We start from the raw sequence: 26,419 nt of genomic DNA on the forward strand, positions 1-26,419 counted from the left end.
ACGGTCCGCCGATCCTATGCGAGCCCCGGGGGCTCACCCGATTGGCCTAACGCGTTCCGGAGTGGCCCGGCGCCGCCGCACGGGGCCGGGGCCCCGCACCGGGCTTCCGGGACCCATGATCGGGGCGGGCGGGCGGTTGCAGCGTCCATGCGGGTGAGGCGCGATGGAAGCCGGACGCGCCACCTCCGGTGGAGCCAGCCACAGGGCGTGCCCGAGAGGAGGAATCGGTTATGGGAGCCGCTGACGGTTTCACGGATTCCGGAGAACTCGACGGTCTGACCGTGTACGACAACGACGGCGAGAAGGTCGGCAGTGTGGGCCGGGTGTACGTCGACGACGACACCGGCAAGCCCGACTGGGTCACGGTCAAGACCGGCATGTTCGGTATGAAGGAGAGCTTCGTCCCGCTCGCCGGAGCCCGTCGAGTGGGTTCCGACCTGCACGTCGCCCATCCGAAGGAGAGCGTCAAGGACGCGCCCCGGGTGGACGCGGACGCGCACCTCTCCGTGGCCGAGGAGGAGGAGCTGTACCGGCACTACGGCCTGAGCAGGAAGTCCGGCAACCTCGGTGACAACCGGCCGGGCGGCACGGACGCGCCGACCGTCGCCGGGACCGGGGCGATGGGCGCGGCGGGTGCCGCGGGTGCCGCCGGCGCCGCGGGCACGGCCCGGGGGACCGGAACGCCCCCCACCGCCAAGGCGACCGGGAAGGCGACAACCACCGGGACGAGCGCCGGGATGGCCGGCGCGGGAACGACAGGAGCTGCGGGCATGGCAGGAGCAGGCAGCGGTACGGGCAGGCACCGCGACACGGACGCCTCCACCACGGCGCGCCCGCTGGCGGGCGCCGGTGCGGGCACGTCCCGGTCGGCCGACATGAGCGGCAAGGACGAGATGATCCGCTCCGAGGAGCAGCTGCACGTCGGCAAGGAGGAGTACGAGAGCGGCAAGGCACGGCTGCACAAGTACGTGGTGACCGAGGAGGTCACCCGGACGGTGCCGGTCTCCCACGAAGAGGTGCGGGTGGTCCGTGAACCGCTCCAGCCCGGCGAGAAGACCACCGGGACCACGGACTTCGGCGAGCAGGACGTCGAGGTCACGCTGCACGCGGAACGCGCCACCGTCCGCAAGGAGGCCGTGCCGGTGGAGCGGGTCCGGCTGGAGACCAACCGGGTCACCGAGCAGAAGGAGGTCTCCGCCGAGATCCGCAAGGAGAAGATCGACTACGCGGACGGCAAGGACATGGGCACCGGCAAGGACACCGGTGGCGAGTTCGGCCAGGGCCGGCGCCGCTGACCCGTACGACCTCAGGTGGCCGGAAGGCCGCTCCCACGTCCTCGGGCGCCGGGCGGGCTCGTACCCACGGGTCCGCCCGGCGGGCTGTCCGGGGGCGTTGTCCGTGTGCCCGTCCGGTCAGCGGCGCGGCAGGAACCGCACCGAGGGGCGGCCGTCGGGACCGTCCGGGGTGACGACCGCCCGCACTCCGTAGACGTCCCTGATGAGTTCCTCGGTGATGACCTCGGCCGGGGTGCCTCCGGCGACGACGCGGCCGGACTTCATCACGGTGATCCGGTCGCAGAACATCGCGGCCAGGTTGAGGTCGTGCAGGGCGACGACGCTGGTGACGGGGAGGCCGGCGACCAGGGCGAGCAGGTCCAGCTGGTGCTGAATGTCGAGGTGGTTCGTCGGTTCGTCCAGGAGGAGTTCACGGGGCTGCTGGGCCAGGGCGCGGGCGATCTGGACGCGTTGGCGTTCTCCGCCGGACAGGGTGTGCCAGGACTGCCCGGCGCGGTCCGTGAGCCCGGTGCGCCGCAGCGCGTCGGCGACGGCGTCCTCGTCGGTGCGGTCCGGGGCGGACCAGGCGCGCCGGTGCGGGATCCGGCCGAGGCGTACGACGTCGAGGACGCTGAGGTCGACCTGGGTGACCGCGTGCTGGTCGACGACGGCGATCCGGCGGGCGACGGTGCGTCGGCCGAGACCGGCGAGGGGGTCGCCGTCCAGGGTGACGACGCCGGTGTCCGGGGCGAGGAGGCCCGCGAGGATCCGCAGCAGGGTGGATTTTCCGGAGCCGTTGGGGCCGAGGAGTCCGACGGAAGATCGCCCCGGCGAGTGCGGTGACCGGAAGGAGCCGCCGGTGTCCGGAGCCGGTGAGGGCGCGGGCGGCGTGCGGCAGGACCAGGCCGACGAAGCCGATCGCTCCGGCGGCGCTGACCAGGGCGGCGGTCAGCAGGGCGGTGGTGCACAGCAGCACGATCCGGGTGCGGGCGACGTTCACGCCGAGCGCGGCTGCGGCGTCCTGCCCGAAGGCGAAGGCGTCGAGCGTACGGGCGTGGGCCAGGCAGATGACCAGGCAGACGGCGAGGACGGCGGAGCACAGGGCGACCTCGCTCCAGCCGACACCGCTGAGCGAGCCGAGGAGCCAGAACAGGACCCCGCGGGTCTGCTCGGCGTCGGCGGAGGTCATCACGACGAACGAGGTGAGGGCGGAGAAGAGCTGCATCGCGGCGACGCCGGAGAGGACGACCCGGTCGGTGGAGCCGCCGAGGGTGTGGCTGAGCAGCAGCACCAGGGCGAAGGAGAGGAGCGCCCCGACGAACGCCCCGGCCGACAGCGACACCGCTCCCCCGCCGACCCCGAGGACGACCACGACGACCGCCCCGGTGGAGCCGCCGGAGGAGACGCCGAGGACGAAGGGGTCGGCGAGCGGGTTGCGCAGCAGGGACTGCATCACCGTGCCGCACACCGCGAGCCCGGCGCCGCACACGGCGGCGAGGAGGGTGCGCGGCATGCGGAGGTTCCAGATGATGCCGTCCCGGATCGGGCTGAGGTCGCTCGCGCCGAAGCCGAGGTGCGCGGCGACGGTGGACCAGACGTCGGGAACGGAGATCCGGGCGGGCCCGATCGTCACGGCGACCGCGACGGAGGCCAGGAGGAGCAGCAGACCGCTGCTCCAGAGCAGCACGGCGAGCGGCGCGCCGGCCCGGGCGGGGCGGGCGGCGACAGCCGACGGGTCTGCCATCTTCGCGGCGGTCCGGCTGCCGGTGCTCACCCCGCGAGCCCGAAGTCGCGCAGCCCGGCCGCGACGCGCTCCAGTCCCTCGACGGTCCGGATGGTGGGGTTCATGGCCTGGCCGCTGAGCAGCACGTAGCGGCGGTTCTTGACGGCGTCCATCGTCTTCGTGACCGGGTTGGACTCCAGGAACTCGATCTTCTTCTCGGCACTCTCGGCGGTCTGCATCGTGCGGCTCAGGTCGCCGATGACCAGGACGTCGGGGTTGCGGTCGGCGACGGTCTCCCAGCTGATCTGGGGCCATTCGTCGTGGGTGTCGTCGAAGACGTTCTTCGCTCCGAGCTCCTTGGTGATGACGCCGGGGGCGCCGCAGCAGCCCGCGAGGTAGGGGGCCTTGGAGTCGGAGAACCAGTAGAGGAGCGAGGTGTCGGAGGCGTCGATGCCGTCCGTGGCCTTCTACACGCGGGCCCGGAGCTTCTTCACCAGGGCGTCGCCGCGTTCGGGGACGTCGAACACCTGGGAAAGTTCGCGCACTTCGGTGTAGACGCTGTCCATCGTCAGGGGTGCGGTGCGGGCTCCGTCGCCGCCGCCGCTGTTGTCCTTGCCGACGCAGTCGGCGGGCGAGACATAGGTCGGGACGCCGAGCTTCTCGAACTGCTCGCGCGGGGCGACACCGCCCTTGGCGAGGGTCGAGGCGAAGGAGGCGGAGAGGAAGTCGGGTTCCTTGTCGAGGACCTTCTCCGAGGAGGGCCGGTTCTCCGATATCCGCTCGACGCCCGCGTTGGCCTTCTCCAGGCTCTTCATCACCGGGTCGCTCCAGGTGGCGGTGCCGGCGAGCCGGTCGGCAAGGCCGAGCGAGAGGAGGATCTCGGTGGACCCCTGGTCGACGGAGACGGCCTGCTGGGGCGGGGCCTTCACCGTGACGGTGCGCCCGCAGTTCTTCAGGGTGAGGGGGAAGCCCTCGGCCTTCTTCCCGTCGGCGGCTCCGGTGTTCCCACCCTCGCCGCAGGCGGTCAGCAGGAGGAGTCCGGCCGCGAGGAGAGCGGCGGTACGTATCGGGGCGGGGGTGGCCGTGGACAGCACGAAGGACCTCTGTGTCTCTGGGCCCAGCCGCGGAGCCCGTCGTACGGTTCCCGTGCCCCGGTGCGGGCGCGGGTGCCAGCAGGTCTTCGGACTCGGGTTCGTCCGGGCGGGACGCCTTCCCGGGGCACGCGAGTGCTCCAGTGGCCGTGGCCCCGCCCGTCCCCCTCACCGCTGCGCGTCAGTTCCGGATTCGCACCGGATTCCCTGACCCCGTCGCTGGGGTTCGACTGGCCCCGGCAAGTTATCACGCGCCTTCTCGCAGCTCGGGCGCTGTGCGGTGGGTCACGGCCCGCGGGGCCGGTACGGCGCGGGGTCGGCCCGCCGTACCGGCTGTTCGGGTTCCGCTCGGGCAGACCTACGAAGTCTGGAGGGCGATCACCGCGTTCTGGCCGCCGAAGCCGAAGGAGTGGCTGACGGCCCGTCGTACAAGGACCTCGCGCGGGCTCTTGGTGACACAGTCGATGGCGAACCCGGGCTCGGGGGCGTCCAGGTTCGCGATCGGCGGGATCACCCCGTGCTGGAGCGTGAGGATCGTCAGGCCCGCCTCGATGGCGCCGGCCGCCCCCATGCAGTGGCCCAGTACGCCCTTGGGGGCGGTGACGGGCGGCCGGTGCGGGTAGGCCCGGCCGATGAGGGCGGCTTCGGTGGCGTCGCCCTGCGGGGTCGAGGTGCCGTGCGCGTTGACGTGGTCGACGTCCTCGGCTCGCCAGCCCGCGTCGCGCAGCGCGGCGTCGACGGCCGCCCGTGCGACCTCCCCGGCCGGGTGCGGGCTGGTGGGGTGGTGGGCGTCGGTGGTGGCCCCGGTCCCCGCGATCAGCGCTCGGGGGGAGACTCCTCGGGCGCGGGCCTCCTCGGCCCGCTCCAGGACCATGATCGCCGCGCCCTCGCCCATGACGATCCCGGCCCGGTCGGCGGCGAAGGGGCGGCAGAGGCGGGCGGGGTCGCCGTCCCGCGGCGCCGCGGCGCCGGAGCGGGCGAAGCCGGTCATGGCGACGGGGAACACGATCGACTCGGTGGCCCCGGCGATGGCGATGTCGCACTGGCCCAGCGTGAGCATGTCCCGGGCCACCGACAGCGCGGTCACCCCGGACGAGCAGGCCGTGCACGGGGCCAGACTCGGCCCGGTGGCCTTCATCGCGATGGCGATCTCGGCCGCGGGCATGTTCGGGATGGTCAGCAGGATGCCCGACGGTGACGTGGCCTCGGGACCGCGTCGCTCCAGGGCGACGGCCTGTTCGGTGAGTCCGGCGGATCCTCCGCTGCTGGTGCCGACCACGACGGCGACCCGGGCCCCGTCCCAGTGCGCCGGGTCGAGCCCGGCGTCGGCGACCGCCTCCCGGGCGGCCAGGAGGGCGAACTTGACGTACCGGCCCATCCGGAACGCGGACCGGCCGCCGACCGCGTCGTCGAGGTCGATACCGGAGACCGTACAGGCGAAGTCGACGGCGCAGCCTCGCAGTTCGGGGACGGTGCGGGCGGGTGAGAGGCCCGCGCGGACTCCGTCCCAGGTGGTGTCGGTGGTGTGGCCGACCGGGGTGATCATCCCCAGCCCTGTCACGGCGATGGCGGGTCGATTCATCGGGTGTTGCTCACCGGCACCGTCGCCTCGGCCGCCGCGCTGCCGACGGCCGCGTCGATGTACGCGGAGATGTCGGCCAGCGTGGCGTCCTTGTAGAGCTTCTCGGAGTCGGCGTCGACGCCCAGGGTCTCCTTGATGATGACGGCGAACTCGGCGACCGCGAGGGAGTCCATCTCCAGGCTGTCCATCGTGGACTCCGGCAGGACCTCGTGGGCGGGCACCTTGAACGTCCCGGTCAGCACCTCGGTGATCTTGGGGTGAATGGTCGTCATGGTCGTTCCTCTCATCGGGGTCATCGGGTTCGTCCGAGCGGCGGAGGTGAAGGCAGTTGCCCTCCGCCCGAAATAACTGGAAGGTGATCTTCCGGTTACGCCTTCCGGCGAACCGATTCGTCTACGCTCACCTGCGGCTTCTCGAACCATCGGGAGAGCACCGCCGTGGTTCCCCAGTACGCCAGCAGAACCCCGCGGGTGCCGAGCGCGGCGACCTTCTCACGCAGCGGGCGCCTCCGGCTGCCGCAGACAGGGCGCCGGAATTCCGCCGCACGGCCTCTGATTCCGGCCCTGCGGCTCCGGTGCCAGGACCCATCGGGGTCGTCGTAGACGTCCGCGTACCGGGGTCCGGCGATCGGCCAGTCCGACATCAGCCGCTCGGGCAGGGCGAAGGTGGCCACCAGGGCGGGGGTGTGTTCGGCCACGACGGCGGTGGCCTCCTCCACCGCGTCGGGCAGAAAAGTGACCTGATCGGCGGTCAGCCGTCCGGAGGCGAGCAGCTCGCCGCTGTTGCGGGCGATCCAGCGGAGCGCGAAGAGCCGGCGCAACTCGGCCAACCGGTCGCGCGCCTCCCCTTCGGGCAGGGCGGTGACGGCCTCGGCGAACGCTTCGTCGGCCTGCCGGCAGGCGTACGCCCCGACGCCGCGCAGCGCGGCCGACGACGCGGCGTTCCAGCGGCCGAGCGGGTCGCCGGGCGGTGCGGCGCTCATCTGTTCGCGGGCTCGGGCGAACCAGTGGTCCTCGACTGCCGCGAAGAGCCGCCCGAGGAAGGCCGGGTCGTCGAGATCGCCGGGGCCGTCCTCCTCGGCCGTGTCCCGGTCGGTGGCGCTGAAGAGCATCTCGGCGGCGGCCTTGGCGTGGACGGCGAGGTTGTCACCCTCGGCGGTGATCGCGCCCTCGATGCCGGTGACCAGCTCGGTCATTCCGTTGTTCTCCAACAGCCCCTGGGCTCCGCACCGTTCGCGGCACTCGACGATGACGTCGCGGGCCTGCCAGGTGATCCACCCCTTGGCCACGGCGACCAGGCGTTCCGCTTCGTCCCGGTCGGCCCCGGAGGCCGACTCCCAGGCGTCCAGGGCCCTGCGGTGCAGCAGGCTCATCGCGTAGACGGTGGCCATCGCTCCGGCCAGGGGGCCGTGGTGAGTGCGGTGCGCGTACACCGGGATCCGCCGGGCGGCGCGCGATCCGGAGATCATCCGGTGGCCGGCGTACCGGACGGCGATGGCCAGGGTGACCCGGGCGGAGCCGACCGCGCAGGCGCTCATGGAGAGCTTGCCGGGGGTGACCCGGCCGATGGAGGCGAGGAACCGCCTTCTGCGGTTGGGGACTTCGCTGTGGAACCGGCCGTCGTCGCCGATCCGCCCGTGCTCACCGGCGAGCAGCGCCTCGCGCGGGACGAAGCAGCGGTCGAAGGAGGTGAGGCAGTGGTCGACCGGGGAGCCCATCCGGGCGGGCAGCCGCCGCACCCGGACGCCGGGCAGGGCGCGGTGGGCGTCGGTGAGCGGGGCGAGGAAGAGGAAGACCCCGTGGTCGATGCCGTCGGCGAGCAACCGGGCCGCCACCACACCGGACTTGGGACCCCCGGCGGGGCTGGTGTTGGGCATGAACTTCTGCGCCCCGGCGTGCGGGGTGTGCAGGACGAAGCCGTCGCGTTCGCGGTCGTACGTCGCGGTCGTCTCGATGGCCGCGGCGTCGTTGCCGTGGGCCACCTCCGTACAGAGGAAGGTGCCCACCCGCCGCATGGCGAGGAAGGCCGACAGATCGCGCCGGGTGTCGGCGTCGTGGTCGAGGAGGCTGCCGAGGAAGAGGTTGTAGTGGATGCCCGCCACGGTGGTCAGCGCCGGGTCGACGGGGCCGAGCCACTCGTGGAGGGCGGCCAGCGCCCGGGGGTCCGCGGCCAGTCGGGCGCCGCTGTCGAGCGCGTTGTTGAGGATGCGCAGCCGGTGGTAGGAGAGGGCGAGTCGTTCATCGGGGGTGCCGCCACCGGGACGGCGAAACAGTTCTGTCGTCAGCAGGCGGCGCCAGAATCCGTGCTCCTGGCGGAAGTTCGGCCCGAAGAGCACTGCGGTGAGCAAATCGTTCGTGGACGGGAAGGCCGCGTCATTCATGGTTACGGTCACAACACAGTAACGATCAAGGAACGGCGAGGACACCCCCGCCGTCCCGAAATGCCCCCGATTATCAGGCGCGTTGGAAGGCCAGTACGACGTTGTGGCCGCCGAAGCCGAAGGAGTGGCTGAGCGCCGTCTCGACCCGCCGGTGACGGGGCTCCTTCGTCACGCAGTCGAGGGGGAAGGCGTCGGGGAGCGCGTCCAGGTTGGCGATCGGCGGTAGGGTGGAACGTTCCAGCGTCAGGACGGTGGCCACGGCCTCGATCGCGCCCGCCGCCGCCAGGGTGTGTCCGGTGACGCCCTTGGGCGCGGTGACCGGCGGCCGGTGCGGGAAGAGCCGGGAGATGAGGGTGGTCTCCATGGCGTCGTTGAGGGGGGTGGAGGTGCCGTGGGCGTTGATGTGGTCGACATCGCCCGGCGTCCAGCCCGCCTGGTCGAGCGCCGCCCGCACCGCACGCTGGGCGCCGTGCCCGTCGGGGGCCGGGGCGGTGGGGTGGTGGGCGTCGGTGCTGGAGCCGGCCCCGGTGAGCAGGGCGCGCGTCCGGCCGCCCCGGGCCCGTACCCCTTCCTCCCGCTCCAGGACGAGCATGGCGGCGCCCTCGCCGATGACGAAGCCGTCCCGGTCGGCGGCGAACGGGCGGGAGGCGGCGGCCGGTTCGCCGGTGCGGGTGGACAGCGCGCCCATCCGGGCGAACGCGGTGACCACCAGCGGGGTCAGCACCGACTCCGCGCCGCCCGCGACCACCACGTCGCAGCTGCCGCCGAGCAGCAGATCGCGGGCGACGGCGACGGCCGTGGCCCCGGAGGCGCAGGCGGTGGCGGGGGCGAGGCTCGGGCCGCCCGCCTTCAGCGCGATGGCGACCTCGCCCGCCGCCGCGTTGGGGATCATCATCGGCACGAGGAGCGGGGAGACCGCGTCGGGGCCCGAGGCCGCCAGCCTGGCCGCGTTGTCGACGAGTACGGAGACGCCGCCGACGCCCACGCCGAGCACCACGCCGACCCGGGCACCGTCCCACCGGGCGGGGTCGAGGCCGGCGTCGGCGACGGCCTGCCGGGCGGCCACGAGCGCCAGCTTCACGAACCGGGCCATCCGCCACACCGACCGGCCGCCCACCGCCGCGTCCAGGTCGATGCCGTCGACCGGACAGGCGAAGTCGACCGGCAGGCCCGCGAGTTCCTCGATCCGCCGGGCGGTGGACCGCCCGGAGCACAGCCCCTCCCAGAAGCTGTGCTCGTCCGCCCCTGCGGGTGTCACCAGGCCGATGCCCGTCACCGCCACGGCGGTGCCGGCTCGGGCCTCGGTGCCCTGATCAGCGGGGAGCGACATGCTGTGTTCCTTCCATAGAGTCCATGCACATGGTCTGAGGGGTCCCGGGCCAGCGAAGTGCCGCCGAACCCCAGGTCAGTCCGCCCCCGAAGGCGGTGAGCAGCACCCGGTCTCCGGGGTGCAGAAGCCCGCCGTCCGCCGCGTCGGCCAGGGCCAGCGGGATGGAGGCGGCACCGGTGTTGCCGACCCGCTCCAGATGGGTCACGCAGCGCTGCGGCGCGATGCCGACCCGCTCGGCGACGGCACGCAGGATCCGGGCGTTGGCCTGGTGCGGTACGAAGCGGTCGACCTCGGCCGGGTCCCAGCCGACCCGGTCCAGGAGCGTCCGACAGGAGCCGGTCATCCGCTCCACGGCATGCTGGTAGACGGTGCCGCCCTGCATCCGGAAGTACCCGTCGCCCGGGCCGGCCGGCTTGCCGCTCGCCCGCGCGCGGGCCCCGCCGCCGGGGACGGTGATCAGGTCGTAGCCCGTACCGTCGCTGCCCAGGTCGAACGCGAGCAGCTCCCCCGGATCGCCGCGGCGCCCGGCCGCCACCAGGGCCGCGCCCGCCCCGTCTCCGAAGACGACGCCCGCCGAGCGGTCGGCCGGGTCGAGCCAGGTCGAGTAGACGTCGGCCCCGACGAGCAGAATCCGCTCGTAGAGACCCGAGGTGACAAGACCGTGGCAGACGGCGAGTCCGTAGACGAAGCCGCTGCACACGGCGGCGATGTCCAGCGCCGGTACGGTGCCGAGCCCCAGCCGGGCCACGAGCGCGGGGGCGGTGCCGGGGCAGAGGTGGTCGGGGGTGGCAGTGGCCAGGACCACCGCGTCCACCCGGCCCGCCACCGGGGCGCGGGCCAGCAGCCGGGAGGCCGCCTCGAACGCGAGGTCGCCGGTGGCGACGCCCTCTCCGGCACGGTGGCGGCTGCCGATGCCGGTGCGCCGTCGGACCCAGGCGTCGTCCACGGCCCAGTCGGCGGGGAGCCGTTCGTTGCCGACCGGCTCCCCCGGCACCCAGCCCGCCACGCCCTGGAGCACCGCCGTGCGCTCCCCGGCCGCTAAGACGCCCGCCCGCGTCCCCGGCTCCGTCCCGCTGTCGGCCGTCCGTCTCCTCGCCACCCGTCGCCCCGTTGCCACCCGTCGCCCCGATCCCGTTGTCGTACTGCATCGGGTTGACGAACGGCGGAACGTCTCACGAGGGTGCGTTCGACTGCGCCGAACGGGTCATGACGTGGCGTCAGTTGACGCCGAGCGCCTCGCGGAGCTCGTCGGGGCCCGGCGGATTGGCCCCGGCCCGGGAGACGGTCACGGCGGCGGAGGCGACCGCGTGGCGCAGGACGTCGGCCACGGTGTCCCGGTCCACGGCGCGCAGCCGGGCCCGGCCGTCCGGGCCGAGGAGCCCGTGCGCGGCGAGAGCGTGGAGCGTCCCGGACATGAAGGCGTCGCCGGCGCCGACGGTGTCGGCGACCTCGACCGCCGGGGCGTCGGTGCTGATCCGGCCGCCGGGGAACAGGGCGAACGCGCCCGCCTCGCCCCGGGTGACGAGGACGAGGGCGGGGCCGGCGGCGAGCCACCGCTCGGCGACCCGCTCCGGCTCCTGTTCCGGGTGCAGCCACCGCAGGTCCTCGTCGCTGGCCTTGACCACGTCGCTCAGCGCGACGCAGCGCTCGACGCGGGCCACGGCCCGGTCTCGCTCGCCCATCAACTCGGTCCGCACGTTGGGGTCGTAGCTGACGGTGGCCCCGGCCGGCAGCGACTCCAGGGCGGCCAGGACTGTTGCCGCCCCGGGTTCGACGACGGCCGCGATGGAGCCGGCGTGCACATGCCCCGGCGCCCGGTCGAGCGGGACCGCGCTGAGGGTCCAGCCGACATCGAAGGCGTACGTGGCGTGCCCCTGGTCGTCCAGGGTGACCACGGCCGAGGGGGTCGGCCCGGTGGCCTCGCCGGTGCGGACCTCGACCCCGGCGGCGGTCAGATGGTCCCGGATGAGCCGCCCGTGGTCGTCGGCGCCCAACTGGGTGAGCAGGGTGGGGTGATGGCCGAGCCGGGCCAGCCCGTACGCGACGTTCGCGGGGCTGCCGCCGGGGTGGACCCGGTCGGCCCGGTCCGGCTGCCGGACGATGTCGGCGACGCATTCGCCGATGACCAGCGGCTCAAGTCGGTCGAGCATGGGGGTGGATCTCCTCGGGTGCGGTGTCGTGGAGCGGTCCGGCGGGAACGGGGGCGGCGACCGGGCCCCCGGCCACGGTGTCGGGGCGGGCCGGTGTCTTCGCCGGGGCGGCCCTGCGGACCCAGAGCAGCGCGCCGGCCAGCACGGCCGTGGCGGCCAGCAGCCAGGGCAGCGGCCCCGGCGGCAGGGCGCCCGCGCCGAGGCCGGCGCCGGCGGCGACCAGTTGCAGGGAGAGCGACTGGACGGAGAGGGCGGTGGCGCGGCCGGAGGCGTCGACCCGGCGGTGCAGCAGATCGTTCTCGTTGGGGCCCGCGGCTCCCAGGCCCAGGTAGACGAGGCCGTAGCCGGTGACGGCGACCGTCGTGGCGAGAGGGCTCATCGAGTGCGTGGTGAGGCCGAGCAGGGTCAGCCCCAACGTCACCAGGCCGAGGCTCGCGAGCACCGCGCGCTCACTGCTGCCGGTGAACCGGGCGACGAGCGGGGCGAGTTGACTGCCGAGGGCTGAGCACAGGAACCCGGCGCAGGCGAGCCCGGCGAAGACCAGGGCCCCGGATTCGGCGGCGCCCATGAAGGCGGCGGCCCGGCCGGGGGTGAGGAGTTCGACGGCGGCGAGGGCGGCCCCGGCGGCGCTCGCGGTGAACAGGATGCGCCGGATCAGGGCGTCCCGGGCGCCGAGCCGCAGCCCGGCGGCGATGGCCGCGGGCACACCGCCCACGACCCGGTGCAGGGTGGTACGGGGCCGGGGCGGTTCAGGCAGGGCGCTCAGCACGTACAGCACGAAGACGCCTTCGACCAGGGCGCCCAGCAGCGCGGGCACGGAGAGCAGGATGACCAGTCCGCCGGTCGTGTCGGCCAGCCACTCCCCCGCTCCGGGGGCGAGGCCGAGCAGCCAGGGCAGCCCGCCGCCGAGTACGGTGCCGAGCGCGAGGGCGGCCGAGGTGGCGGAGCTGCCGCGCGCCAGGCCCGTACGCAGATCGGCGTCGGGGCCCTCGTGGGCGTGGACGGTGTCGACGTACCAGGCCTCGGCGGGCCCGCTGGACAGAGCGCGGGCGAAGCCCATCAGGCCCATGCCGAGCGCGATGGCCCAGCCCGCCGCGCCGAGTCCGATGAGGGTGAAGGCGGCGAGGTTGAGCAGCCCGGCGACGGCCAGGACGGGGCGCCGCCCGATGACGTCGGAGAGGCCGCCGGTGGGCAGCTCCATCGCGGCGGCCGTGAGGGAGTGCACGGCGTAGAAGCCTGCGATGGCGGCGAGACCCATGCCGCGTTCGGTGAAGAGGAGCACGCCCGTCGCGATGGACATGCCGATGGGGAGCCAGAAGAGGAAGGAGACCGTGACGTAACGGCGGCGCGCGGTCGCGCCGTCCAGGCCGCCATGGCCCGGGGAGACGGCGGCGGGGACCGGACGGCCGGTCATGCGTCTTCTCCGGCGTCCGTGGCCTCCGGGGCCAGCGGGAGTCCTGCCGTGAACAGCACGACCTGTTCGGCGCGGGGGTCCTCGGCGTCACGGGCGGTCAGCTCGGCCGTCTTCGCGCGGAACACCTCCCACAGCTCGGCGAGGGACTCCGGGGTCAGCCGGGGCATCAGGTCGCTGAGCCCCGAAGGCTCATGCCACTCCTCACCCAGCCGGCCGCTGTCCAGGTCCGCCTCGTGCCGGTCCAGGGACTGCTGGAGGTGCTCGATCTGACGGCGGTGCAGGACACTGAGGATCACGCTGCCGCCGGGGCTGGCGTGCATCGCCTCGTTGCTCCACGAGGTGACGTCGTGCACGGACTTCCAGCGGCGTTCCCGGCTGTCGCGGTGGTCGGCCTCGGCGACGAACGCGTACTTGGCGAGCACCCGCAGGTGGTAGCTGGTGGACGCCGAGGACTCCCCCGTCCTGACCGCGAGCTCGCTGGCGGTGGCGGGGCCGTGCTGGCGCAGCAGTCCGAGCAGGGTGAGGCGCAGGGGGTGGGTGAGGGCCTTGAGGGCGGCCCCGTCCTGAGCGGGATCGAGTACGCGACCGCTGTCTTCGCTGTCCATGGCAGCAGCGTAGGCAGACGGAAGCACTTTACCAAAGAGTTTTTGCAGAATATTTTTGGGAAAGTTGGGGAGTCGGCCGTCAGACCTCTCCTCCAGCCGTTTGCCGGGCTCGCAGCACCTCCATCACATCCCGGCACCAGTCGCGGTTGGCGCGTTCGAAGTCCCGCCCGCGGCGGCAGGTGAGATACGGGCCGACGCGCGCCCCGCGGAGCAGGAACTCCGCCTCGTCCAGGTCGCCGCGCATCCTGAGCAACTGCTCCTCGAACAGCGCGGCCTTGGCCTCGGCGAACGCGTACCGCTCGGTGAGGCGCCCGATCAGCACGCCGGTGTCGAGATGGTCGGCCGCCTGGACCTGGACCAGCAGGTCCTCCCGGAGGAACGCGGGCTTGGCGGCGGTGGACGCGAAGCCCTCCAGCTCGGCCAGCCCCTCGCCGGTGACGCGGAACAGCCGCTTGTTGGGACGCCCCTCCTGGACGACCTCCCGCCCGGCGACCATGCCCTCCTTCTCGAGCTTCGCCAGCTCCGCGTAGACCTGCTGCGGCAGGGCGTGCCAGAAGTTCGCGACACCCGCCGCGAACGCCTTCGTCACCTGGTAGCCGCTCAGCTCCTCGTCGAGCAGCGCCGCCAGCACCGCATGGCGCAACGCCATCGGACCGCCTCCTCTCAGCCGGGCCGAGGCGGATCCCCGTCCACCCCTGTCCGGCACACCGACCCTCATGATAGTCATGAAACTGACTAGTCACTTTCTTGACTATGAGGAGGGCACATGACCACCGCAGTGGACCGCTTCCGCGCCGCCGTCGACAACCGCGACCTCGGCGCCCTGGACGATCTGTTCACCGAGGACATCCGGCTCTACAGCCCGGTGAAGTTCACGCCGTTCGAGGGCCGGCCGGCGGTCCTGGGCCTCTTCGGCGTCCTGCTGCGCACCTTCGAGGACTTCCGGTACGTCGGTGAGTTCGCAGGCGCCTCACAGACGAGCGCCGACGGGACCGAGGCCCCGTCGGCGGTCCTGCTCTTCCGGGCGACAGTCGGCGGCAAGGAGATCCACGGCATCGACCTGGTGCACCTGGACGAGGACGGACGCATCAAGGAGTTCACCGTGATGGTCCGTCCGGCCTCCGCCGTCCAGGCGCTGGGCGAGGCGGTGCTCGCCGGACTGGTCGCCGACGGCCTCGCCCCCGCCCCGTAGAACCCGGGAGCGCCCCGCGGAACCCGGGGCTCAGCTCGCCCGCGCCGCCTCCAGGGCGTCCGCGACCAGGCCCAGGAATCGGGCGTGGTCGCGGGGGCCGTAGAGGGGCTCGGGGTTCCACGGGACGACGGGCGTCGGCGTGCCCTCACTCCCCCGCAGCTCCTCCAGGGGCGCGGCGTGGGCGCGGATGTCGGTCAGGATCACCTCGGGGCGCAGCGCGAAGGTGTCGGCGCGGTCGAGGGTCGACCAGTTGGCCCCCGGGCCTTCGGCGGGCTCCACGAGACGGACGCCCAGTTCGGTGAGGACGCGCAGCTCGGGCCACATCCTGGGGCGGGCGACATGGGCCTGGTCCGGGCCGGCCGGGGAGAGGGCGAGCACCCGGGGCGCGTCGGCGGAGGTGGCGACGACGGCGCGCAGCCGCTCCCGGGCGGCGTCTAGGTCCTGGTCCGCGTCCGGCCGCCCGGTGGCGCCGAGCGAGCGGGCGAGTTCGGCGAACCGGTCGCCGATCTCGCCGAACGTACGGGCCTGGCTGACGTCGAGGACGACCACCGGGACCCGCTCCTCCAGGGGCTTGGCCGTCTCGGGAGCCAGCCCGTAGACATGACCGCCGCCGTAGCTGACGGCCACCACGAGGTCCGGATCGGCGCTCAGCAGCCGCTCGACGCCCAGGGCGCCTCCCGCGCCCAGGTACTCGACGTCGGCGAGCGGCAGGGTCCCGGTCTTCGCCGTGTCGGCGTCGGGTCCGTCGTGGTCGGAGCCGAAGATCCCCACCGGCCGGATTCCGAGGTCCCACAGGGTCGCACCGGCCTGGACGTAGGCCAGCACCCGGCCGGGCGGCCGGGGCGCCGTCGACTGCTGACCCCGGTCGTCGGAGAACCGCCATTCGCTCTGTTCCGTCACGTCACACACGCCCCTCTGCCGCCGACTGCCGTTCCATTCGTGCGAGTTCGTACACGTGTACCTGCCCACCTCCTCACCGCCACACCCCTCTGACCGGCGAGTAGACGGCCCGTCGGCGGTTTCGGGCACAACAGGCGCACAACGTCACGGAGTGTTAAAAGTAAGTCACTTTCAGCTATTGGGCGGCGCCCCTTCCGGACGGAGTCGACTCACCGTGCGCGCGAACCTCGTGAAGGCAGTTCTGGCCGTCGGCATCGGTGCGTCGCTCTGCGCGGCTACCGCCACCGGGCACGCCGCGGCGGAAGCGACACGGGCCGCCCCCTGCCCCGTGGTCGACGTGCTGGTCCTCTACACACCGAAGGCCGCGCGGCGGGTCGGCGGCGAGCACCGGGTGCCCGCCTCGGCCCAGCAAATCGCGACCCGGATGAACCGGTCCCTGGCGGGCGGCGGGCTCTGCGGCGTCATCCGCGTCGTCCACCCGCACACGGTGACCGGTTACGAGGGGTCGGAGGAGTTCCGTGCCGCTCACGCCCTGCTCAAGGACCACACATCGGCGGGGGTGGGACGCCAGGCGCACGAACAGCGGGCACGGTACGGCGCCGATCTGGTCACGCTGGTCGTGGACCGGCCGGAGCGGGGCGGCGGCACGGCGGACTACACGCCCGCCCTCGACAGCTCCACGGACGAGTACGCCTACGCGGTCGTCGACGTCGACGGGATCGACCTGGATTCGGCGAGCCACGAGATCGGCCACAACCTGGGCCTCGCCCACGACCGTACGACGCTGGCGGGGAACCCGGACGGCTCGATGAGCGTGAGCCGGAACCGCCCGTACAACACCGGCTGGGTCACCGAGGACGGCACGCGCTACACGATCATGGCGTACCGCTCCGCGTGCGGCGACCACTGCCGCCGCATCAGCCGGTTCTCCAGCGCGACGGGGACGTGGGAGGGCCGCCGGCTGGGCGACGTGGACAACGACGGCGTACGGGTGCTGCGCGAGACCATGCCGATCGTCGCCGGGTACCGCACCAAGGGGTGAGCCGGGGAACGCGCCCGGCCCGGCTCAGCCTGCGGCCGGGGCGGACCCGTCCGCGTCCGTGCCGGGGTCCCGTTGTGGTTCGGGCCGCCGCAGCTCGACGTTGAACTGGGCTCCGGCCAGCAGGGAGAGGTTGGCGAACCAGACCCAGATCAGGAAGACGACGAGCCCGGCGAGCGATCCGTACAGCCGGCTGTAGCTGCCGACCTGGGTCGCGTAGAGGGCGAACAGCGCCGATGCGGTGAGCCAGCAGAACGCGGCGAGTATCCCGCCGGGCAGGCCTCGGCGCACACCTCGCGCGGAGCGGGGGCCGGTGCTGAAGAGGACCATGATCAGGCAGGCGACGAGGCAGACCAGCAGCGGCCACTTCAGTGCCGCCCACAGGGTCTCCCCCTCGTGCGGCAGACCGATGCGACGGCCGAGCCAGCGGGCCAGCGGGCCGGTCATGACGAGGGCGAAGGCGCTGGTCATCAGCAGGAGGAGCAGGCCGATCGCCGAGACGACGATGATGTGCGCCTGGCGCAGGGGCGGCCGGTTGTCCCGGACGCCGTGCATCGCGTGCATCGCCCGGCGGAAGACCGCGAGGTAGCTGCACGCGGACCAGACGGCGCTCACGGACCCGGTGGCGACGAGCAGCCAGACGGCGGACCGCTGCTCGGTCGCCGCCTCCAGCGGCTTGCGCAGCGCCTCCCCGGACTCGGCGGGCGCGAACGCCGTGATGTCGGAGATCAGGGCGGTGGTCGCGCCGGGGTTGGCGAGGCCGATCACGGACACGGTGACCAGGAGTGCCGGGAGCAGGGCGAGGATGGCGTAGTAGGTGAGGGCGGCGGCCCAGTCGGTGATGTCGTCGTTCCACAGCGAGACCGGGGTACGGCGCAGAGCGGTGAGCCAGGAGCGGGGCGGGGAGGCGTGCCCGTCGGCGGGGGCGGTGCTGTCCGCGGCGGACGCGGTCTGGGTGGGCAAGCTGGTACTCCGGGGACGTGGGTGGCTGCGGTGGCCGGGGGGACCTGCCCGTTCCCGGACGGGCGACCCCGCTCGATCCTCTCCTGCCACGTCGGGGCCGGGGCACACCCGGGGTGCCCCGGCGATCGGTGTCCGGTCAGTCGTTGACGGCGGTGAGCAGGACCACGGCGTCGCTGAGCGCCAGCAGCCCGTGCCGCTCCTGCGGGATCGGGTGCAGGGCTCCGGCGGGGAGTTCCGCGTCGCCGGAGGCGGCGGTGAGGCGGACGCTGCCGCGCAGGACGAGGAGCGAGGCGGCGGGCGGCGCGTTGTGCTCGTCGAGCGCGGTCCCCTCGGTGAGGGCGATCACCGTCTGCCGCAAGGGGGGCTCCTGGAGCACGAGGTGGGCGCTGCGGCCGTGTGCGGAGGCGCGGGCGGCGGTCAGGTGTTCCTCGGCAGTCACGTTGAGGTCGTCCATGTGCCCCACTGTGCCGCAGCCGCGCGCACCCCGCGATCCTGGCGTGCCCCGGCGGCGGCGGATGGACCGGTGGTCCGGGCTCAGCGGGGCGCCTGCGCGGTGGAGCCCCGGACCACCAGTTCCGGCTCGAACAGCAGCTCCTCCGGCGGGAGCGATCCGCCCTGGATGCCCGTGCAGAGCAGTTCGACGGCGGCCCGGCCCATGGCCTCGATGGGCTGGCGGATGGTGGTGAGCGGGGGTTCGGTGCAGTTCATGAACGCCGAGTCGTCGTAGCCGACGACGGAGATGTCGGACGGTACGCCGAGGCCGCGCCTGCGGGCCGCGCGGACGGCACCGAGCGCCAGGGGGTCGCTGGCGCAGATGATGCCGGTGACGCCCCGTTCCAGCGGCCTGTCCGGTCCCGTCGCGGGGAACCGGACAGGCCGTCCGACGGGCCGTCAGAGGCCGCCGGTGTACAGCAGCCGGTCGGGCGAGCCCTGGCCGAGGCCGGAGAGCACGTCGGGGGTGGCGGTGTCGTTGAGCCACCGTGCGACGGCGGCGGGCGAGGCCGAGGGGTTCTCCTCCTTGTAGAGCGCGGCGACGCCCGCGACGTGCGGGCTGGCCATGGAGGTGCCGTTCAGCGAGACGGTGCCACCGCCGAGCCGGGCGGAGACGATGTCGGCCCCGGGGGCGTACAGCGCGAGGCATGAGCCCCAGTTGCTGAAGGAGGTCTCCCGGTCCTGCCGGTCGCTCGCGCCGACCGTGACCACGCCGTCGGCGGCGGCCGGGGAGACGTCGCAGGCGTCCCGGTCGTCGTTCCCGGCGGCCACGACGGGCAGCACGCCCGCGTCGGCGACGGCCTCGACCGCCTCGTCGACCGCGCTGGAGCGGGCCCCGCCGAGCGAGGCGTTCAGCACGCCGGGGGCCTTGGTGCGCTCGGCGTCCTTGGCGACCCAGTCGAATCCGGCGAGGATGCCGGCCCAGGTGCCCCGGCCCTCGCAGTCCAGGACGCGTACGTTCACCAGCGAGGCGCCCTGGGCGACGCCGGAGGTCGCTCCGCCCGCGGTGCCGGCGACATGGGTGCCGTGTCCGTTGCAGTCCATGCCGCCGCGGCCGTCCCCGACGGCGTCGTACCCGTTGACGACCCGGCCGCCGAACTCGCTGTGCGCGGCGTCGATCCCGGTGTCGACGACGTACACCTTCACGCCGTCACCGGTGGCCGTGGTGGTGAACGTGTCGTCCAGCGGCAGGGCGCGCTGGTCGATGCGGTCGGTGCCCCAGCCGGCCGCGGGGGCCCGGAAGAGGCTTCCCGCCCTGGGCGCCTCCACGGCCACTTCGGCGTTCTCCTCGACGGCGAGGACGCCGGGAACGGTGCGTACCGCTTCGAGTTCGGCGGCGGTGAGCGTGGCGGCGAAGCCGTGCAGGACGTTTCCGTAACGGAACATCGGGTCGAGCCCGAGCTCCCGCAGGACGGTGTCCGGCGAGAGTTCGGGCTCCAGGGTGACGATGTACTGCCCAGGTACGGCCCGGGTGGACTGCTCCACCGCGACCCCTTCCGGTCCGCTGTCGGCCGAGGCCGGGGCGGGGACGGCGATCATCGGGGCGATCAGCAGCAGGGCGGCCGTGGCCCATCGGGCGGGCAGGCGCATGCATTCTCCTCGGGATGGAGGTCCGTTCGCGGAGCGAGTGCATCCGCGAAGCGCGAACACCGTTCCTTCGTCCCCGTCCGCCGGTCGCCTTAGCCGGTTCAGCCGGACAGCGCAACGCCGGCGGTCAGCTCCAGCTCATCGAGGCCGGCTTCGACGGACGGGCGGAGGTCGTCGTTGGTCCAGCGGCCCACGGCCGCCTCGGCGGTGATGCCGGGTCCGAAGCCGGCGATGAGGCCCTGCGCGGACTCGGCGGCACCGCCGTCGTCGAAGAGCCGGGCCAGCGCGTCGAAGACGACGGAGCTGGCGATGTTGCCGCGTTCGGTGAGGGTGGCCCGGCTGTAGCGGAACATCTCCGGCGGCAGTTTCAGGAAGTGGCAGAGGTCGTCCAGGATGCGCGGCCCGCCCGCGTGGACGATGAAGAAGTCCATGTCCGGGACGGACCAGCCGTGCAGGTCGACCAGGTCCTGGAGGACCGGGGCGAGCATCTCCATCGTGCCGGGGACCCGCTTGTCCAGCAGGAAGTGGAATCCGGTGTCGCGCACCGCGTAGGAGATCCAGTCCTCGGTGTCGGGCACCAGGTGCGAGCCGTTGCGCTCCAGCCGCATCCCGGTGCCGCCCTGCCCCCGTACGACGGCGGCGGAGAGGGCGTCCCCGAAGAGCCCGTTGGAGAGCAGCGAGCCGACGCCGATGTCGGTGGGCTGGTAGCACAGGGAGCAGAACTCGCAGGAGACGATGAGGACGTTGGCCTCGGGGTAGGCCACGCAGAAGTCGTGCGCGCGGTTGATGGCCGCGCCGCCCGCCGCGCATCCGAGCTGGGCGATGGGCAGCTGTCGGGTCTCGGGCCGGAAGCCCATGGTGTTGATGAGCCACGAGGTCAGCGAGGGCATCATGAAGCCGGTGCAGGAGACGTAGACGATCAGGTCGATCTCGGACGGGTCGGTCTCGGCGTGGGCGAGGGCCTGCCGGACGACCTCGGGCACCCGCCTCTTGGCCTCGGCCTCGTACACCCGGTTGCGGAGCTCGAATCCGGGGTGCTTCAGGGTCTCCTCGATGGGCTGCACGAGGTGGCGGGTCTGGACGCCGGTGTTCTGGATGAGCCGCAGGACGAGATCGCGCTGCGGGTGCCCGTCGTGGGTCTCGCGGGCCAGGTCCAGGGTCTGCTGCATGGTGATGACGTGCTCGGGCACAGCGATGGCGGGTCTGCACAGGGTCGCCATGGGTTCTCCTCGTATCTCGGAGCGGAGGCTCTCGTCACCAGGTGACGGGCAGGGCGAGCGGGTAGCGCCAGATGGACGTCGTGTTCCACTCGATGTCCTCGGGCGGCACGTTCAGACGCAGGGCCGGGAAGCGGGTCAGCAGCGTGGAGAAGGCCACTTCCAGCTCCATGGTGGCGAGCGGCGCGCCCAGGCAGTGGTGGGCGCCCCAGCCGAACGTCATGTGGGGGATGGACGGCCGGTCGGGGTCCAGCTCGTCGGGGCGGTCGAACTTGGCGGCGTCCCGGTTGGCCGTCAGATAGGACACGTGGACCACGTCGCCGGCCTTGATGAGGACGCCGCCGACCTCCACGTCCTCCAGGGCGATGCGCGGGATGCCGACGCCCTTGCGGAAGGGGATATGGCGCAGCAGCTCCTCCAGAGTGCGGGGCAGCCGCGCCGGTTCGGCCTGGAGGGGGTGGAGGAGTTCCGGGCGGGTGAGCAGTATGTAGGCGATGTTGCCGAGCTGGTAGGTGGTGGTGTCCTGGCCGGTGATGAGCAGGACCATCGCCATGACGGCCAGTTCGTCGTCGTCCAGCAGTTCGGCGCCGTCCCGGGCGGTGGCCAGGGTGCTGATGAGGTCCTCGCCCGGGGAGCGGCGCCGGTGGGCGGTCAGCTCCTGGAAGTAGCCGCGCAGCTCCGCCTTGGCGCGTACGGCGTCCTGCTTGCCGGCGGCCCCGACGTTCATCATGGTCATGGCGTGGGCGCGGAGCCAGGGGCGGTCGGCCTCGGGGATGTCGAGCGCCTCGCAGATGGTGATGAGCGGCAGCGGCGAGGAGACCCGGGCGACGAAGTCGGCCGGTGCGCCCTCCTCGGCCATCTCGTCGAGCAGCCGGTCGACGACGCGCTGGGTTCCCCCGCGCATCTGCTCGACGCGGCGCGGGGTGAAGCTCTTGGCGACCAGGGAGCGGAGCCGGCTGCTGGCGGGCGGGTCCATGAGGTTGATGGCCCCGGCCTGGACGATCGGCTCCGGGGTCATCCGGGGGAAGTCACGGCCGAGGACGGCGCTGCGGCTGAACCGCCGGTCGGTGGTGACCGTGCGGACGTCCTCGTAGCGGGTGACGAGCCAGGCTTCGCCCTCGCCGTACGCCATCCGGATGCGGGAGACCGGCTCCTCGGTCAGCAAGTGCCTGAGCTGGGGGTCGAACTCCAGCTGCTGCGCGTAGTCGAACGGGCAGTTCCGTACGGTTTCCATGTTCTGCACCGAGGTGTTCTCCACCGAGGTTCTCCCAATGACCGCTTCGGGGAAGGGGGGCGTGCCGGAGCGGGACCCGGCACCAGACCTCCCCTCTGTCCCCCGTCACCCTTCGAAACATGCAGTCACGCTCCGCAGTCAGCCGATCAGAGGGGCGCACGCCCCGGCGCTCGGCCGGCCGACTCTCCGGCGGGCAGCGCCTCGGCCCGGTCCAGGACGTGGTGGCGGCCGATGGGGAGCATCAGGGGGCGCCCCGAGACGGGGTCCTCGATGATGCGGCTGTCGAGGTCGAAGACCGCCCGGACGGTCGCCTCGGTCAGCACCTCGGCCGGGGTGCCGGAGGCGTGGAGGCCGCCGTCGGCGAGGGCGATCAGGTGGTCGGCGTACCGGGCGGCGAGGTTGAGGTCGTGGAGGACCATCACGATGGTGGTGCCGCGCGAGCGGTTCAGGTCGGTGAGGAGGTCGAGGACCTCGATCTGGTGGCTGGCGTCGAGGAAGGTGGTCGGCTCGTCGAGGAGCAGCAGGTCGGTCTGCTGGGCGAGCGCCATGGCGATCCACACGCGCTGGCGCTGGCCGCCGGAGAGTTCGTCCACGGCGCGTTCGGCGAGCGGTTCGGTGTGGGTGGCCTCCAGGGCGGCGGCCACGGCGGCGTCGTCCTTCTCGTTCCAGCGGGAGAAGATCCCCTGGTGCGGGTGGCGGCCGCGGCCGACGAGGTCGGAGACGGTGATGCCCTCGGGGGCGACGGGCGACTGCGGCAGCAGTCCGAGGGTGCGGGCCAGTTCCTTGGCGGGCAGCCGGTGCACTTCCTTGCCGTCGAGGACGACGCGGCCCGCCCTGGGGGCGAGCAGCCGGGACATGGAGCGCAGGAGGGTCGATTTGCCGCAGGCGTTGGCGCCGACGATGACGGTGATCCGCCCGGGCGGTACGGAGAGGTCGAGGGAGTCGACGACGGTGCGGTCGCCGTAGCCGAGGGTGAGTCCTTCGGCGGTCAGTCGGTGGTGCGTGGTCATAGCGAGCCTCCCGCCCGGTTGGTGCGGATGATCAGATGGACGAGGTAGGGGGCTCCGAGGACGCCAGTGACGACGCCGACGGGGTAGCGCTCGCCGAAGGCGAACTGGCCGGTGAAGTCGGCGACGAGGACGAGCAGGGAGCCGACGAGTCCGGCGGGCACGAGGAGCGAGCCGCCCGCTCCGGTGATGCGGGCGGCGATGGGCCCGGAGAGGAACGCCACGAACGCGATGGGTCCGGCCGCCGCCGTGGCGAAGGCGATCAGCCCGACGGCGGCGACGATCACGGTGATCCGGGTGCGTTCGACGCGTACGCCGAGGGCGGAGGCGGTGTCGTCGCCGAGCTGGAGCGCGGAGAGGTTACGGGCCTGCCCCAGCAGCAGCGGGGTGAGGACGGCGGCCGCGGCGAGGGAGGGGATCGCCTGGTCCCAGGTGGCTCCGTTGAGGCTGCCGGTCAACCAGCGCATCGCCTCCTGGAGGTCCCATTCGGCGGCCTGGGACAGGACGTAGGAGGTGATGCTGTCGAGCATCGCGGAGATCCCGATGCCGATGAGAATGAGCCGGGTTCCGGCGACACCGCCCTTGAACGCCAGCGAGTACACCAGCAGGGCGACGCCGAGTCCGGCGACGATGGCGAGGACGGAGACCTGCACCTCGCCGAGGGACAGGGTGACGATGGCGATGGCCGCGGCGGCGCTCGCCCCCGAGCTGATGCCGATGATGTCGGGGCTGGCGAGCGGGTTGCGGAGCATCGTCTGGAAGGTGACGCCGGCCAGGCCGAAGCTGAATCCGGCGACGAGGGCGAGGACCGCGCGCGGCAGCCGCAGCCGGCCCACGGTGAAGGACGCGCCGGGCACCTGCTCGCCGAGGATCACCCGGAGCACGTCGCCGGGCGGGTAGTAGGTGCGGCCCGCCATCAGGGTCACGGCGAACGCGGCGACCACGAGGAGGACCAGCACCAGGACGGTCCGGCGGCGGCGCGAGGCGCCCCGGACGCGGCGGCGGGTGGCGGCCTCGACGGAGGCGGGCCGGGTGAGGACGGGCGCGCTCACAGGGCACGTACCTTCTGTCGGCGGACGATGTAGATGAAGAACGGCGCCCCGATCAGGGCCGTGACGATGCCGACGTCGATCTCGGAGGGGCGGGCCACGATCCGGCCGACGACGTCGGCGGCGGTGAGCAGCACCCCGCCGAGCACCGTGGAGAGCGGCAGGAGCCAGCGGTGGTCGACGCCGACGAGGAGCCGGCAGGTGTGCGGGACGACGAGGCCGACGAAGCCGATCGGTCCGGCGACGGCGGTGGCCGCTCCGCAGAGGAGTACGGCTCCGAGGGCGGCCACCGCCCGTGCCACGGCGACGCGTTCACCGAGACCTGCCGCCAACTCGTCGCCGAGGGCGAGGGAGTTGAGAGCGCGAGCGGAGAGCAGGCAAACGGCGAAGCCGACGGCGAGGAACGGTGCGACCTGGGCGATGCGTTCGAAGGACGCGCCGCCGACGCCGCCGATCTGCCAGAGCTTGAAGCTTCCGGCGATGTCGTTGCGCGGCAGGATGATCGCGCTGACGAGCGAGGCGAAGGCGGCCGATGTGGCGGCCCCGGCGAGCGCCAGCTTGAGCGGGGTGGCCCCTCCCCTGCCGAGCGTGCCGACGGTGTAGACGAACAGGGCGGACAGGGCGGCGCCCGCGATGGCGACCCAGATGTAGCCGGTCGGCGAGGTGAGCCCGAAGAACGCGACGGCCGTGACGACGGCGAGGGAGGCCCCCATGTTGACGCCGAGGATGCCCGGGTCGGCGAGCGGGTTGCGGGTCACGCCCTGCATGACGCCGCCGGCGAGGCCCAGGGCGGCACCGATGACGACGGCGAGGACCGTACGGGGGATGCGCTTGGTCGCGGCCGCCCGCCCCAGGGTGTCGTCCGCGCCGCCGAACGCCGCGACGACGTCGGACCACGGCACGTCGCGGGAGCCGAAGGCGACGGAGGCGACCATGACGGCGGCCAGGGCGAGCACGGAGAGCAGGACCCACAGCAGGCGCACGCCCGCCGGGCGCCTGGTGGTGACGGCGTCCGGCGGGGTGCGGGTGTCGAGCGTGGTCACTTGACCTTGTCCGCGGCCTTGGCGAGGGCGGCGGCGTAGTCGTCCAGCACATAGTTGATCGACAGCGGCGTCGGGTTGGCGGCGGTGGCCAGCGGGCTGCTGCCGGGCAGGAGGTAGGTGGAGCCGCGCTCGACGGCGGGGATCTTCGAGAGCAGCGGGTCCTTGGTGATGGTCTTCAGCAGCTCGCCGGTGTCGTCGCCGTAGCCGGTGATGATGTCGACGTCGTCGAAGGCGTCGATCTGCTCGGCGCTCTTGGTGAGGGCGAACTTGTCCGTGCCTTCGGACGCCTTCGCGATGGAGCCGGGGATCTTCATCCCGAGGTCCTGGAAGAACTGCGTGCGGGTGTCGTGCGTGGTGTAGAAGCCGACCTCGCTGACGTCGTTGGGGTCGACGTGCGTCATGAACATCGCCGACTTGCCCTTGAGCTGCGGGTACTTGGCGGCGGTCTTGGCTATGTCGCCGTCGAGCTCCCTGATCAGCTTCTCGCCCTCGTCCGCGAGCCCGATCGCCTTGCTGTTCGTCCGGATGATCTCGCGCCACGGCGTCGCCCAGGCGGCGTCCGGGTAGGCGACGACGGGGGCGATCTCGCTGAGGGTCTCGTAGTCCTTCTTGGTCAGACCCGAGTAGGCGGCGAGGATGACGTCCGGCTTCGTGTCCGCGACGGCCTCGAAGTCGATGCCGTCCGTCTCGTCGAACAGCACCGGCGTCTCGGCCTTCAGCTCGTCGAGCTTCTCCTCGACCCAGGGCAGCACGCCGTCGTCGTTGTCGTCGCCGAAGTTGGCCGCGGCCATGCCGACCGGCACGACGCCGAGTGCGAGCGGGACTTCATGGTTGGCCCAGTTGACGGTCGCGACGCGCTCGGGCTTGGCGGGGATGGTGGTCTTGCCCAGGGCGTGCTCGACGGTCAGGGGGAACGCGCCGCCGGAGCGGCTCTCGTCGTCCTTGTTCCCGGTGTCGGACGACCCGCCGCAGGCGGAGACGCCCACGAGGGCGGCCGCCACGACGAGCAGGCGGAGGCGGTGTGAGGACATGGGTGTGTACCCGGCTTTCCGGAGGATCGGGGTGCCGCTTCCCGCACATCCGGGCAGGGGGCCGCCGTCGTGGAGGGGTGCACTGCGGAGGCAGAGCGGCTTAGGTAAGGCTTGCC

At 72.9% G+C, this 26,419-nt stretch carries 22 protein-coding genes, 4 pseudogenes and 1 riboswitch; of the genes and pseudogenes, 3 read left to right on the top strand and 23 right to left on the bottom strand.

The features are described from left to right. Nucleotides 1-230: 230 nt before the first annotated feature. Nucleotides 231-1,295: a PRC and DUF2382 domain-containing protein gene (locus tag IE140_RS29110; RefSeq protein WP_109177459.1), complete on the top strand. Its 1,065-nt coding sequence runs from the start codon at nt 231-233 to the stop codon at nt 1,293-1,295. 117 nt (nt 1,296-1,412) lie between these two features. Here IE140_RS29110 and IE140_RS29115 read toward each other — a convergent pair. From IE140_RS29115 to IE140_RS29170, 12 genes and pseudogenes are all read right to left on the bottom strand, one after another. Beyond that, a pseudogene (locus tag IE140_RS29115) lies at nt 1,413-2,105 on the bottom strand (ABC transporter ATP-binding protein); the annotation flags it as partial. Beyond that, a pseudogene (locus tag IE140_RS29120) lies at nt 2,092-3,018 on the bottom strand (FecCD family ABC transporter permease); the annotation flags it as partial. The pseudogenes IE140_RS29115 and IE140_RS29120, both read right to left, overlap by 14 nt. Before the next feature lie 26 nt (nt 3,019-3,044). Then, a pseudogene (locus IE140_RS29125) lies at nt 3,045-4,091 on the bottom strand (ABC transporter substrate-binding protein). A gap of 60 nt (nt 4,092-4,151) precedes the next feature. Continuing rightward, a riboswitch (cobalamin riboswitch) is annotated at nt 4,152-4,338 on the bottom strand. Between the two features lie 108 nt (nt 4,339-4,446). Next, nucleotides 4,447-5,670, bottom strand: a complete 1,224-nt coding sequence (locus IE140_RS29130) for a beta-ketoacyl-[acyl-carrier-protein] synthase family protein (protein ID WP_150193661.1) — start codon at nt 5,668-5,670, stop codon at nt 4,447-4,449. Further along, entirely contained in the window at nt 5,667-5,942 is a 276-nt protein-coding gene (locus IE140_RS29135; RefSeq protein WP_032766029.1) for an acyl carrier protein, read from the bottom strand. Before IE140_RS29135 ends, IE140_RS29130 begins: the two co-directional genes overlap by 4 nt. Before the next feature lie 95 nt (nt 5,943-6,037). Next, entirely contained in the window at nt 6,038-8,050 is a 2,013-nt protein-coding gene (locus tag IE140_RS29140) for an acyl-CoA dehydrogenase family protein (RefSeq protein ID WP_189460836.1), read from the bottom strand. Nucleotides 8,051-8,123: 73 nt separating this feature from the next. Next, nucleotides 8,124-9,380, bottom strand: coding sequence for a beta-ketoacyl-[acyl-carrier-protein] synthase family protein (locus tag IE140_RS29145; RefSeq protein ID WP_150193663.1), 1,257 nt, complete (start codon nt 9,378-9,380; stop codon nt 8,124-8,126). Then, nucleotides 9,364-10,398 (bottom strand): beta-ketoacyl-ACP synthase 3, encoded by a 1,035-nt coding sequence (locus IE140_RS29150; RefSeq protein ID WP_109177465.1) that lies wholly within the window; start codon nt 10,396-10,398, stop codon nt 9,364-9,366. The genes IE140_RS29145 and IE140_RS29150 overlap by 17 nt, the downstream gene beginning before the upstream one ends. A 199-nt stretch (nt 10,399-10,597) precedes the next feature. Beyond that, nucleotides 10,598-11,530: a carbohydrate kinase family protein gene (locus IE140_RS29155; RefSeq protein WP_150193664.1), complete on the bottom strand. Its 933-nt coding sequence runs from the start codon at nt 11,528-11,530 to the stop codon at nt 10,598-10,600. Beyond that, nucleotides 11,514-12,944, bottom strand: a complete 1,431-nt coding sequence (locus IE140_RS29160) for an MFS transporter (protein WP_150193665.1) — start codon at nt 12,942-12,944, stop codon at nt 11,514-11,516. Before IE140_RS29160 ends, IE140_RS29155 begins: the two co-directional genes overlap by 17 nt. Then, a complete protein-coding gene (locus IE140_RS29165) occupies nt 12,941-13,549 on the bottom strand; it encodes a helix-turn-helix domain-containing protein (protein WP_150193666.1) in 609 nt (202 codons plus the stop codon). Before IE140_RS29165 ends, IE140_RS29160 begins: the two co-directional genes overlap by 4 nt. A 79-nt stretch (nt 13,550-13,628) precedes the next feature. After that, a complete protein-coding gene (locus IE140_RS29170) occupies nt 13,629-14,198 on the bottom strand; it encodes a PadR family transcriptional regulator (RefSeq protein WP_150193667.1) in 570 nt (189 codons plus the stop codon). A gap of 117 nt (nt 14,199-14,315) precedes the next feature. On the opposite strand from IE140_RS29170, the gene IE140_RS29175 reads away from it, so the two are divergent. Further along, nucleotides 14,316-14,741 carry a nuclear transport factor 2 family protein gene (locus tag IE140_RS29175; protein ID WP_093445520.1) on the top strand — a complete coding sequence of 142 codons (426 nt, stop codon included), beginning with the start codon at nt 14,316-14,318 and terminating at the stop codon, nt 14,739-14,741. 30 nt (nt 14,742-14,771) lie between these two features. On the opposite strand, the gene IE140_RS29180 is transcribed toward IE140_RS29175, so the two are convergent. Next, complete coding sequence (locus IE140_RS29180; RefSeq protein WP_150193668.1) at nt 14,772-15,641, bottom strand: substrate-binding domain-containing protein; 870 nt, start codon at nt 15,639-15,641, stop codon at nt 14,772-14,774. A 214-nt stretch (nt 15,642-15,855) separates the two neighbouring features. Here IE140_RS29180 and IE140_RS29185 point away from each other — a divergent pair, with 214 nt between their 5' ends. Beyond that, nucleotides 15,856-16,683: a M12 family metallo-peptidase gene (locus IE140_RS29185; protein WP_150193669.1), complete on the top strand. Its 828-nt coding sequence runs from the start codon at nt 15,856-15,858 to the stop codon at nt 16,681-16,683. Nucleotides 16,684-16,707: 24 nt separating this feature from the next. Here the strand turns inward: IE140_RS29185 and IE140_RS29190 are convergent, their stop codons facing one another. From IE140_RS29190 to IE140_RS29235, 10 genes and pseudogenes are all read right to left on the bottom strand, one after another. Continuing rightward, nucleotides 16,708-17,643, bottom strand: coding sequence for a YihY/virulence factor BrkB family protein (locus IE140_RS29190; protein ID WP_189460839.1), 936 nt, complete (start codon nt 17,641-17,643; stop codon nt 16,708-16,710). Nucleotides 17,644-17,779: 136 nt separating this feature from the next. Continuing rightward, nucleotides 17,780-18,097 (bottom strand): cupin domain-containing protein, encoded by a 318-nt coding sequence (locus IE140_RS29195; protein ID WP_150197017.1) that lies wholly within the window; start codon nt 18,095-18,097, stop codon nt 17,780-17,782. Between the two features lie 80 nt (nt 18,098-18,177). Further along, nucleotides 18,178-18,489, bottom strand: a pseudogene (locus IE140_RS29200) (substrate-binding domain-containing protein); the annotation flags it as partial. 45 nt (nt 18,490-18,534) lie between these two features. After that, nucleotides 18,535-19,725, bottom strand: coding sequence for a S8 family peptidase (locus tag IE140_RS29205; RefSeq protein WP_150197018.1), 1,191 nt, complete (start codon nt 19,723-19,725; stop codon nt 18,535-18,537). A 98-nt stretch (nt 19,726-19,823) separates the two neighbouring features. After that, nucleotides 19,824-20,957 (bottom strand): type III polyketide synthase, encoded by a 1,134-nt coding sequence (locus IE140_RS29210; protein WP_268252794.1) that lies wholly within the window; start codon nt 20,955-20,957, stop codon nt 19,824-19,826. Between the two features lie 19 nt (nt 20,958-20,976). Next, on the bottom strand, nt 20,977-22,173 hold the full coding sequence (locus IE140_RS29215) for a cytochrome P450 (RefSeq protein ID WP_150197026.1): 1,197 nt from the start codon (nt 22,171-22,173) through the stop codon (nt 20,977-20,979). A 146-nt stretch (nt 22,174-22,319) separates the two neighbouring features. Further along, on the bottom strand, nt 22,320-23,183 hold the full coding sequence (locus IE140_RS29220) for an ABC transporter ATP-binding protein (RefSeq protein ID WP_109177474.1): 864 nt from the start codon (nt 23,181-23,183) through the stop codon (nt 22,320-22,322). Next, nucleotides 23,180-24,232, bottom strand: a complete 1,053-nt coding sequence (locus tag IE140_RS29225; protein WP_150197020.1) for a FecCD family ABC transporter permease — start codon at nt 24,230-24,232, stop codon at nt 23,180-23,182. The genes IE140_RS29220 and IE140_RS29225 overlap by 4 nt, the downstream gene beginning before the upstream one ends. Further along, nucleotides 24,229-25,272, bottom strand: a complete 1,044-nt coding sequence (locus tag IE140_RS29230; RefSeq protein ID WP_093445527.1) for a FecCD family ABC transporter permease — start codon at nt 25,270-25,272, stop codon at nt 24,229-24,231. Before IE140_RS29230 ends, IE140_RS29225 begins: the two co-directional genes overlap by 4 nt. Continuing rightward, entirely contained in the window at nt 25,269-26,303 is a 1,035-nt protein-coding gene (locus IE140_RS29235) for an iron-siderophore ABC transporter substrate-binding protein (RefSeq protein ID WP_150197021.1), read from the bottom strand. The genes IE140_RS29230 and IE140_RS29235 overlap by 4 nt, the downstream gene beginning before the upstream one ends. Nucleotides 26,304-26,419 lie beyond the last annotated feature (116 nt).

This window comes from Streptomyces parvus (genome assembly GCF_014648875.1).
GTDB classification, from domain to species: domain Bacteria; phylum Actinomycetota; class Actinomycetes; order Streptomycetales; family Streptomycetaceae; genus Streptomyces; species Streptomyces parvus.

What these genes read in the sequence shown, in the direction of transcription:
- IE140_RS29110 (WP_109177459.1), top strand. Translation starts at nt 231, where the DNA reads ATGGGAGCCGCTGACGGTTTCACGGATTCCGGAGAACTCGACGGTCTG.
- IE140_RS29130 (WP_150193661.1), bottom strand. Translation starts at nt 5,670, where the DNA reads ATGAATCGACCCGCCATCGCCGTGACAGGGCTGGGGATGATCACCCCG.
- IE140_RS29135 (WP_032766029.1), bottom strand. Translation starts at nt 5,942, where the DNA reads ATGACGACCATTCACCCCAAGATCACCGAGGTGCTGACCGGGACGTTC.
- IE140_RS29140 (WP_189460836.1), bottom strand. Translation starts at nt 8,050, where the DNA reads ATGAATGACGCGGCCTTCCCGTCCACGAACGATTTGCTCACCGCAGTG.
- IE140_RS29145 (WP_150193663.1), bottom strand. Translation starts at nt 9,380, where the DNA reads ATGTCGCTCCCCGCTGATCAGGGCACCGAGGCCCGAGCCGGCACCGCC.
- IE140_RS29155 (WP_150193664.1), bottom strand. Translation starts at nt 11,530, where the DNA reads ATGCTCGACCGACTTGAGCCGCTGGTCATCGGCGAATGCGTCGCCGAC.
- IE140_RS29160 (WP_150193665.1), bottom strand. Translation starts at nt 12,944, where the DNA reads ATGACCGGCCGTCCGGTCCCCGCCGCCGTCTCCCCGGGCCATGGCGGC.
- IE140_RS29165 (WP_150193666.1), bottom strand. Translation starts at nt 13,549, where the DNA reads ATGGACAGCGAAGACAGCGGTCGCGTACTCGATCCCGCTCAGGACGGG.
- IE140_RS29170 (WP_150193667.1), bottom strand. Translation starts at nt 14,198, where the DNA reads ATGGCGTTGCGCCATGCGGTGCTGGCGGCGCTGCTCGACGAGGAGCTG.
- IE140_RS29175 (WP_093445520.1), top strand. Translation starts at nt 14,316, where the DNA reads ATGACCACCGCAGTGGACCGCTTCCGCGCCGCCGTCGACAACCGCGAC.
- IE140_RS29195 (WP_150197017.1), bottom strand. Translation starts at nt 18,097, where the DNA reads ATGGACGACCTCAACGTGACTGCCGAGGAACACCTGACCGCCGCCCGC.
- IE140_RS29205 (WP_150197018.1), bottom strand. Translation starts at nt 19,725, where the DNA reads ATGCGCCTGCCCGCCCGATGGGCCACGGCCGCCCTGCTGCTGATCGCC.
- IE140_RS29215 (WP_150197026.1), bottom strand. Translation starts at nt 22,173, where the DNA reads ATGGAAACCGTACGGAACTGCCCGTTCGACTACGCGCAGCAGCTGGAG.
- IE140_RS29220 (WP_109177474.1), bottom strand. Translation starts at nt 23,183, where the DNA reads ATGACCACGCACCACCGACTGACCGCCGAAGGACTCACCCTCGGCTAC.
- IE140_RS29235 (WP_150197021.1), bottom strand. Translation starts at nt 26,303, where the DNA reads ATGTCCTCACACCGCCTCCGCCTGCTCGTCGTGGCGGCCGCCCTCGTG.